7 protein-coding genes are annotated in these 7,957 nt (G+C 70.7%); 2 read left to right on the forward strand and 5 right to left on the reverse strand.

The genetic code is table 11. From position 1 onward, the window contains the following. Together ACNFOC_RS46730 and ACNFOC_RS46735 are read left to right on the forward strand one after the other, a co-directional pair. A partial coding sequence (locus ACNFOC_RS46730) for an SUKH-4 family immunity protein (protein ID WP_416965084.1) occupies positions 1–1,574 on the forward strand: 1,574 nt, incomplete at its 5' end. Between the two features lie 207 nt (positions 1,575–1,781). Then, positions 1,782–2,669: a DivIVA domain-containing protein gene (locus ACNFOC_RS46735; protein ID WP_416965085.1), complete on the forward strand. Its 888-nt coding sequence runs from the start codon at positions 1,782–1,784 to the stop codon at positions 2,667–2,669. A 24-nt stretch (positions 2,670–2,693) separates the two neighbouring features. Here ACNFOC_RS46735 and ACNFOC_RS46740 read toward each other — a convergent pair whose 3' ends face one another. The 5 genes from ACNFOC_RS46740 to ACNFOC_RS46760 form a co-directional block, all read right to left on the reverse strand. Then, positions 2,694–3,239, reverse strand: a complete 546-nt coding sequence (locus ACNFOC_RS46740) for a hypothetical protein (protein ID WP_416965086.1) — start codon at positions 3,237–3,239, stop codon at positions 2,694–2,696. Between the two features lie 237 nt (positions 3,240–3,476). After that, complete coding sequence (locus tag ACNFOC_RS46745) at positions 3,477–4,076, reverse strand: hypothetical protein (RefSeq protein ID WP_416965087.1); 600 nt, start codon at positions 4,074–4,076, stop codon at positions 3,477–3,479. Beyond that, positions 4,073–5,794 carry a PHP domain-containing protein gene (locus ACNFOC_RS46750; RefSeq protein ID WP_416965088.1) on the reverse strand — a complete coding sequence of 574 codons (1,722 nt, stop codon included), beginning with the start codon at positions 5,792–5,794 and terminating at the stop codon, positions 4,073–4,075. The genes ACNFOC_RS46745 and ACNFOC_RS46750 overlap by 4 nt, the downstream gene beginning before the upstream one ends. Before the next feature lie 126 nt (positions 5,795–5,920). Continuing rightward, on the reverse strand, positions 5,921–7,615 hold the full coding sequence (locus tag ACNFOC_RS46755) for a sodium/solute symporter (protein WP_416965089.1): 1,695 nt from the start codon (positions 7,613–7,615) through the stop codon (positions 5,921–5,923). Continuing rightward, a partial coding sequence (locus ACNFOC_RS46760; protein ID WP_416965090.1) for a DUF485 domain-containing protein occupies positions 7,612–7,957 on the reverse strand: 346 nt, incomplete at its 5' end. The genes ACNFOC_RS46760 and ACNFOC_RS46755, both read right to left, overlap by 4 nt.

Below are 7,957 nucleotides of genomic sequence, written 5' to 3' on the forward strand. Positions count from 1 at the left end.
GGGAGGGGCCCGGTCCGGAGGGGCCCGGTGCTCCGCAGCCGCCCGGTGCGCCTGGTGCTCCGAACACTCCTGGGGGTACGCCTCCGGGTGGGGTGCACCATGCCGCGACGATGTTTGCCGACCCGGGACAGGGTGGGCCTGGGCCTGGCGCTGCGGGGCCGAGGGCTCCGCAGCCGCCGGGTGCCCCGGGTGTACCGGGGGTTCCGGGTGCGCCCAAGCCGCCCGGCTCTCCCGGTGCGCCTCAGCCGCCGAACGCCCCTGGGGCGCCCGGCGCTCCCGGTTCGCAGGGTGGTGCCCCCGGTGCCGTGCACCATGCGGAGACCATGCTCGCCGGGCCCCCGGTGGGTGGGCCCGGTGCGCCTCCGCCGCCGCAATTCCCGGGCGCGCCCGGTGCGTTGGGCGGCCCCGGTATGCCGCCGGGCGCTCCGCCGCAGCCGATGGCGCCGGGCGCGGTACCTCCCGGAGCGATGCCTCCGGGTGCCATGCCGCACCCGGGGCAGCAGATGCCCGGTCAGCCCGCTCCCGGTCAGCCCATGCCCGCTCCCGGTCAGCCGTTCCCCGGGCAGCAGCAGCCCGCCTACGGCTATCCGCAGCAGGGGCAGCCGACCGTAGGACCCGGTTATCAGGCCGTGTTGCGGTACCGCGCGCCGGACGGTTCCGAGCAGCAGCTGATCCGGCGGTCCGCGCCGGGGACGCCGCACCCGGAGTGGCAGATCTTCCACGAGCTGCGCGGCATGAACATCCCGCCGGACCAAGTACTCGAACTGCACACGGAGTTGGAGTCCTGCGAACTGCCGGGCGCGTACTGCGCGCGGATGATCCGCGAACAGTGGCCGCAGGCCCGCATCGCGAGCATCGCGCCGTACGGCACGGATCACGCGAGCCGGCAGCAGGGGATGCGGGAACTCATCGCCCACCAGGGCGAGTTGCACCAGGTCGCCGACGGGCCGGCCCGACTCGCCCCGGTGCGGGCGCCGTTGCCGCCCGTGCAGCCGACGCCGCCGATCCCGCCGGAGGCGATCGCGCAGGAACTGGCGGGCGCCTTCGGGCCGGGCGTGTTCCGGTTCGAGCAGGCTGCGGTGTCCCGGCAGGGCGTACCGCCGGTCGTCGCGCACACGCTGGTCGCGGCGGGACTGCCGATGGACATGAGCCCGTTCTTCTGGGCGCAGGCCCAACCGGGGCGCCCCGTACCGACGTTGGCCGAACTCGCGCAGGAGCGCGGGGTGCGGCCGTCCGCCGACGCGGGCTCGTACCTCGTCATGGGCAGCGACTTCGGCCGCGCGATCTGCGTCCAGTACGGCACGGCCAACATCGTCGCCGTGCCCGTGGAGGCGGGGCCGGGCGGTGCGCCCGTACCGCCGCAGTTCGTGAACACAGGGCTGCCCGAGTTCGCGCGCTGTCTGGCGCTGCTGGGCCGGATGTGGCGACTGCGGTACGGGCTCAACCAGGAGCAGGCGGGCCGTTGGACCGTCGACTTCCAGGCGCAGCTCGCTTCGCTGGACCCGGCGGCGCTGGGGTCGCCGGAGAGCTGGTGGTCGGTGTTGCTGGAGCAGATGTGGGACGGGTTGTTGTGAACCCGATCCGCTGAACAGGCTGTATTGAGCTGTATTGGACTGTATTGAAGGGCCGGGCCCGGTCGTGTGATCGGGTCCGGCCCTTTTGTGTCGCCCGATGCCCGTGACCTGTCTGCGGAGTGTCGCGTTATGAACACTTACGCCCGATCCATCAAGATATGCGGCAAATCGTCATGTCGTGTCCGTCGGATGGAGAGGGGTTCCAGGATGAGCAGCGCATCGGTGTCACCACGTGGCTTCGTGGCAGTACGGGGGCGCGGCTACCGCCCCGACCAGGTCGACGCGTACGCGGCGGCGATCTCGCAGTACCGGGACGCGGCCTGGGAACGGGCCGCGCGGTTGACCGTACTGGCCAACGACATGGAGGCGGAGGCCGAGCGGATGCGGGTCGCCGTGTCCCGGCTGGCTCCGCAGACGTACGAGGCGCTGGGTGAGCGGGCGCAGCGGTTGTTCCAGCTGGGGGTGGAGGAAGCGGCGGCTCTACGGGAGTCGGCGCGGCGTGCGGCGGACGAACAGGTCGCGCGGGCCGAGGCGCGTGCCGCGAGCGTGCTCCAAGCGGCGCGCGACGACGCCGACGCGCTCCGCGCCGAGGTCGAGGAACGCGCCCGGCAGCGACTCCTCGCGGCCCGCGCCGAAGCCGACGACATCCGGGTCGGGGCTCGGCGCGAGGTGAAGGAGGGGCGCACGGAGGCGCTGGGCGCGTTGCGTGAGGTACGGCAGCGGACCGCCGGGATGTTGGGGGAGCAGGCCAAGGAGCACGAGGAGCGGTGGGCCCTGGCTGAGCGGGAGGCGGCGGAGCGGGCGGCTGCTCTGGATGCGCAGTACGCCGAGCGGGCGGCTCGGGCGGAAGCGGCGTTGAGTGAGGCGCAACAGGCTTTTGCCGAGGCGGAGTTGTCGGATCGGCGGCGGCAGGAGGAGGCGGCTGAGCGGGCGGCCGAGGTGGTGGCGGAGGCTCGGGTGCGGGCGGAGCGGGTTGCTCGGGATACGGAGCGGGTGCTGCGCGAGCATGGGGAGACCTGGGATGACGTGCAGGCGCATATGGATCATGTGCGGAGTAGTTTGACCGCGCTTACTGGGCGGGCTGCGGCGGAGTGAGCGGGGGCGCGGTGCGCGGCTGAGCTAGTCGTCGCCGGAGGGAGCGGTCATGTCCCAGACGATGTAGTGGTACCGGATCCCGCCGTCTTCGGAGCCCAGCCACTCGACGGCCGCCAAGTGGTTCGCGCTGGTCGGCATGCAGAACCATGTCCCTTCCAGGCCGGGGACCATCCACCCTGTCGATGACGGACTCTCGAGGGCTTCCGCGCAGGTCTTTGGAGTTGCCCCCTTACGGGTGTCGGCCACGCGCCCGTTCATGGCCGAGAATTCGTCGCCACCGTCCCACGCCATGTCAGGGTTCTTCACCGACGCTCCGACCGTGCCGTGTTCGAGGTCGGCGCTGTATCCGTCGAGGAGCGTGAAATCCCCTGTCTTTAGGATCTTCGTCGTCTGCGAGGGTGACGGTGACGGAGACGATGTGGTCACGACATCGTCGGCTGGTGTCTCTGTGGGTGTCTCGGTGGGATCGGCGGCCGCCTGCTCCTGGGACGTCGTCGGCGACGTGACGGGCGCGCCGTGTGAGCCGTTGTTCCCTGACTGCGTGATCAGCGTGACGACCAGGCCGAACACGGGGATCACGATGCCGACGACCCACCACGACCACTTCGGCGGCCCGTGGCCGGGTTCCGGAGGTTCCGGGAGGGTGGGCCGTGGCGGCTGCGACGGCATCGGTGGGTGTGCTGGTGCCGCGTCCGGCTCGCGCGTCATGGCGGTACGCCCCCGTAATCAGTCCCGCGTCTGCGTCCGAAGATCCTTACGGTACACAGCCGATCAAGTGCGCGTTGTGAATTTCGGACCGCCTCCAGCCTAATCGCCGTGATCCGCGCAACAAGGTGTCGGGTTGGGGACCTCGAACGGGGCCAGGGTGTTGCCCACCGCCGGGACCAGGGCCAGGATCAGGTGGCCCTCGCGCCACTCAGGGCGTACGTGGTCCTGGGTGAGGATCGGGGTGGTGGGGTCCGGGGTGGTCAACGGGGCTCCTACCACCGTCAGTTGGTCGATCGCCGTTGACTTCAGTAGGTCGGCCACGGTGACTGTTCCGGTGAGGCGTTCCACGCCGGCGTAGAGCACCGCCCGGCCCGACCGGCGCGCCGCGTGTTCCGCCGCGGCCGCGGCAGCCGCCTCGGCGGGACCGTGTCTGCGGTCGTGCAGGGCCGCGCCCATCTCCGTCGCCGTGAGCCGTTGCCAGGTCTCCTCCGCTGAGCCCTCCTCCGGCAGGGCGAGTGAAACCGCCGTACCCCTCCGCCCCTCCGTCCGGATCAGGTGAGTACAGGCGACCGTCCCCGGTGGAAGCTCAAGGGTGGTTCTCAGGTCGCGGATCAGGTGGTCCGACTCGCGGAGGGTGGTCGTGCCGGCGTCCACCCCGATGACGGGGTGGACGCCGGACGGGTCGTAGGACGTGGTCATGCGGGGAGGACCCACATCGGGTTGGAGTAGAACCAGAGGTCCTTCCACGGGTCGGCGTCGCCGAGGACGTCCATCGCGGGGCCTGCGGGGTCTACGGCCGCTCCGTTGATGCCTACGGCGGAGCGGTTGCCGTCGGTGCCGCGGAGGCGGACGTAGACCGGCTTGTCGAGGCGGCCGAGGGAGTACGTGAGGCGGACGGTGCCGGTGGACTTGTCGACCTCGAAGGACTTGACGACCTTTGTCGTCGGGGTGGCGAACACATCGCGGTCCTTGACCGGGCCGGTGACGTCGCCCTGGATGACGTCGACTCGGGCCAGAGTCGGTTGGAACTGGGCCCAGTTGGGGCCGTTGGACAGGCTTATCCTGATGGTCAGGTCCACCTGTGCGCCTCGGCGTACGTGCAGCGTGCCGCCGAGGGTGACCTCGCGGCCGCCGTAGGAGAGGCGGGCGTCGAGGCCGCTGATCAGGCCGCCGTGGTCGACCCAGACGCGGCCCGCGCGGATGCCGTCCATGACCGCCTTGTAGGCGAAGGACGATGCGCCGACGTGGGTGCGGGAGTACTGGCCCGGCCAGAAGTCGGTGTCGGTGAGGCTGACGCCGGTGCCGTAAACCGGGTCCTCGTAGCGGCCGTTGGCGTTGAAGTCGCCGCCCGGGCCGCGTACGGCGGTGTCCGCGTAGACGTTGTGCGAGTCTGAGTTGGCGGTGATCCACCAGGGCTTGCCCTCGGCGAGGAGGCTGTCCCACAGGCCGCCGACCGTCGACGTCATCCAGTCGAAGCCGCCCCAGGTGCGGTAACTCTCCAGCGGGTAACCGGGGAAGGAGTCCGCGCTCGGGCTGCCGTCGTAGATGCCGCGTCCGCCGCCCGGGCCGTTCGGCTTCGGGATGCCGCCCGCCTGGTGGCCGGGGGCGCCCTCCATGCCGACCGCGATCGTGGGCTGTGCGTCCCGCCAGCCGCGGATCTCGTGCGGGGAGTCGATGCCCTTGCGCGCCGGGTGGTTGGCCAGGAACAGCGCGTCCTTGACCTTGCGGCGGCGGACCTGGTCGGCGAGGAAGTTGACGCCCGCGATGGCGAGGGCCTCGTTGGCGGGCGAGTTGCCGCTCGCGTTCTTCACGCTGCCGTCGAAGGAGTTCTCGAACTCCTTGAGTACGGCCACCTCGTTGGAGCCCGGGTGTACGAACACCGTGCCGTGCTCTGCGCCCGGGATGTTCCACTCCAGGCCCTGGAAGACGAGGGTGTCGTCGGTCTGGTCGCGGGCCTCGACGATGTCCGGATTGACCTTCTCCACACCGATCTTGGCGTGCGTGACGCTGCCGTGGTCGGTGATGACCATCCAGTCCAGGCCGTGCGCGTTCGCCTGGCGTACGTGGTCGATGACCCGGTACTTCGCGTCGCTGCTGTACTGCGTGTGGATGTGGTGGTCGCCGGCCAGCCACAAGTAGCCACCGCCACGCGACTTCTGGGTCGCCTGCTGCCGCGCCGCCGCCTGCTGGGCCGACGCGGCTGCCTCCCCCGCGCCGGCGAGCACGCCGCCCGCCGCGAGTCCCGCGCCCAGCAGGCCCGTTCGGCGCAGCATGCCTCTCCGGGACAGCTGACTGGGCGTCAACTCCTCGTCCGGTACGGACGTGTCGAGGGCGGGCGGCAGTGACGAGGTGTCCCCGTCCCCGTGGTGGTGATGGTGGTGGTGACCGTGGTCGCCGTGACTGTGGCCGTGGCTCATGTTCAACTCCCGCTGAATGCAGGGACCTTCACGCTCGGACGTGCAGAGTCTGGAAAGGAGCGGTGAACAGCGGGAGTCGAGGTGGTGGTGTGGCAAAGAACGAGTCATGCACGGCTATGACGACAGTCACGCGGGGCTTTTGCGTCGGTCATGCGGTGTCTCGCCGTGTGTCCCGCCACTGTCGCTCCGTACCGCGCCCGCCAGGATCCACCCCTCCATCGCGTCGTACCGCCTGCGCTGTTCCTCCTCCTTGCGACGGCCCGAGGCGACCGTGCCCAGCCAGCCGCAGGCGAAGCCGAGGGGGATCGTGACCAGGCCCGTCGTGGTGAACGGGAACCAGGTGAAGTCGGTGTTCGGGAAGGCGGCGGCGGGCGAGCCGGAGACCAGGTTGGTGCCCGGCATCAGCAGCAGGACGGAGAGGGTGCCGCCGATGAGCGTGCTGAGCAGGCCCGTTCGGGTGTAGCGGCGCCAGAAGAGGCTGTAGACGAGGGCGGGCGCTATGGCCGAGGCGCCCAGGCAGAAGGACAGGGTGACGAGGGGTTGCAGGCCCCGGTGCTGGATCAGTGTCGCGAGCAGGATCGCCGGAACGCCCACCGCCAGCGCCGAGTAGCGGGCCAGTGTCATCTCGCGGCGGACCGGCATCTCCTGGACCCGGGTCGCGAAGACGTCGTGGGCAAGGGAGTTGGCGCAGGCGAGGATCATCCCGGCGACGGAGGCGAGCAGGGTGAGGAAGATCGCCGTGGTGACGGTGGTGAAGAGGAGGGTCTCCGCCGTCGACACGTCGGCCCCGAACACCGCCCGGGAGCCGAGGAGATACGCCGTGTTGCCCTGCGGGTCGGCCTGCGCGATCGCCGCCCGGCCGAGCAGCGCCGTCGCACCGAACCCGACGACCGTCACGATCACCACGAACAGCGCCACGCTCGACACCGCCCACGACATCGACCGCCGCACCTGCCGGGCGCTCGACGCGGTGTACATGCGCATCGTGATGTGCGGGAGGCAGGCGCCGCCGATGACGACCGTCAACTGTGAACTGATCATGTCCAGCCGGGGACTTGGTCCGCCCGCGAACTCGAGTCCCGAGTGCAGGAAGGCCGGTCCGACCCCGCTCCGCCGCGCCGCCGTGTCGAAGAAGGCGCCCAGGTCCCAGTGGAAACGGTTCAGTACGAGGGCGGCGATCACGATGCCCGACCCGAGCAGCATCACGATCTTCAGGATCTGGATGAGGGCGGTGCCCTTCATGCCGCCGATCGCCGCGTAGCTGATCATCAGCGCGCCCAGGCCGATGATGCAGCCGGTCTGGAGGAAGTCGCTGGAGAAGCCGAGGATGAACGCCAACAGCTGTCCCGCGCCCGCGAGTTGCACCAGCATCAGCGGCAGCAGGGCGATGATCGTCACCGTGCACGCGACGATCCGCACGGACCGCCCCGGCATCCGGCGGGCGAGCGCGTCGCCCATCGTGAACCGGCCCGCGTTGCGCAGCGGTTCGGCCAGCAGGAACATCAGCAGCATCAACGACAGGGCCGTGCTCAGCGCGAGCACGACGCCGTCGTAGCCGTACAGGGCGATCACCCCGCCCGTGCCCAGGACGCTCGCCGCGGAGATGTAATCACCCGCTATGGCAAGGCCGTTGCGCAGCGGGGAGAGGGAGCCGTACTCCGTGTAGAACTCGTCGAGGTCGTCGCGGTCGGGGCCCGTCATCACACACAGCAGCAGCGTGATCGTGGCGACGCTGGTGAAGGCCACCAGCGACATGGTCTGCGAGGAGTCCCTGAGGCCGGTCATCGAGATCGCCGAGGCCGTCGCGGGCATCGCGGTCATCGTGCCGCCTCCCGTCTGGCGTCCAGTTCGGCCTGTCTGCGGAAGCGGTCCGCGAGCGGGTCGACGCGACGGCGGGCCGTGTGCTCGTAGAGCCCTATCGCCAGCCAGGTGACGGGCAGTTGGACCAGCGCGAGCAGCAGCCCGGTGGGCACACCGCCGGTGGCGGTGCTCGTCATCAGGGCGGGCGCGAACGCGGAGAGGCCGAGGAAGAGGCAGAAGTAGCCGAGCGCGGCGGTGGTCGCCACCCGCCGCTGACGGCGGTACGCGCCGCGCAGGATGCGCAGATCGCTGTGGTTGCCGAGGGCGGGGCGACGCGGGAGGCGGCGGCGTTCGGGCGGGGGC

This window comes from Streptomyces colwelliae (genome assembly GCF_048158785.1).
Classification (GTDB): domain Bacteria; phylum Actinomycetota; class Actinomycetes; order Streptomycetales; family Streptomycetaceae; genus Streptomyces.